The sequence below is a fragment of the Gammaproteobacteria bacterium genome, assembly GCA_003696665.1.
Classification (GTDB): domain Bacteria; phylum Pseudomonadota; class Gammaproteobacteria; order Enterobacterales.
The window spans coordinates 1-1014 of sequence record RFGJ01000318.1; the positions used below are offsets into that span (position 1 = coordinate 1).

Annotated in this window: 1 protein-coding gene; it reads left to right on the top strand. The window is 54.0% G+C overall.

All coding sequences use genetic code 11. The annotated features are described in order from the left end of the window. Nucleotides 1-16: 16 nt before the first annotated feature. Nucleotides 17-1014, top strand: a 998-nt coding sequence (locus D6694_08475) for a hypothetical protein (protein ID RMH41893.1), incomplete at its 3' end; no start/stop codon positions are given.

Genomic DNA, 1014 nt, shown 5'->3' on the forward strand with positions numbered 1-1014 from the left:
ACCGCAAGGGCCGGTAGTGATTGGCATAGACGAAACCATCGAACGGCGACGGGGCAAGAAAATCAAGGCCAAGGGTATTTACCGTGATCCGGTGCGTTCGAGCAAAAGCCACTTTGTGAAAGCCAGTGGATTACGCTGGATCAGCATGATGTTGTTAGTCAACATTCCCTGGGCTAAGCGCATTTGGGGACTGCCGTTTTTTACGGTATTGGCTCCTTCAGAGCGGTACTACGAAAGCAAAGCCCGTGGGCACAAGAAACTAACCGACTGGGCCCGGCAAATGGGTATGCAGGTACGCCGCTGGCTACCAAAACGCAAGATCATCATTGTCGCCGACAGCAGTTATGCCGCTTTGGAGTTGCTGAATAGTCTACTAACCCTGCCTGAACCGGTCTACATGGTGACCCAACTACGTTTAGATGCAGCTTTGTACGAACCCGCTCCACAACGAACCAGTGGCACTTTGGGGCGACCTCGCAAGAAAGGCAAACGCTTACCGAAGTTGAGCGATGTGCTGGTAGACAAGCAAACAGTTTGGCAAAAGGTCACTATCGAGAATTGGTATGGACAGGGGCCTACGCAGGTAGAAATCACCAGCGCTACCGCCGTCTGGTATCACAGTGGGATGCCTGCTGTTCCCATCCGCTGGGTCTTGGTTCGTGACCCCAAGGAAAAGTTCGAGACCCGGGCCTTTCTCTGCACCGACCTATCTGCGACGCCCACTCAAATCCTGGAATGGTTCGTCCGCCGCTGGCAGGTGGAAGTGACCTTCCAGGAAGTGCGCACTCATTTGGGCGTCGAGACGCAGCGTCAATGGTCTGATAAAGCCATCGCTCGAACAACACCGATATTACTGGGGTTGTTCTCGTGGGTCACCTTGCTCGCCCACCAATCACAATCGAAAGGCTCTCTGCCGGTGAGATCGGCTGCATGGTACACAAAAACCGTGCCCACATTTTCGGACGCCATCGCCCTCGTCCGCCGTCAAATTTGGACCCATTGGGGTTTTTGCAT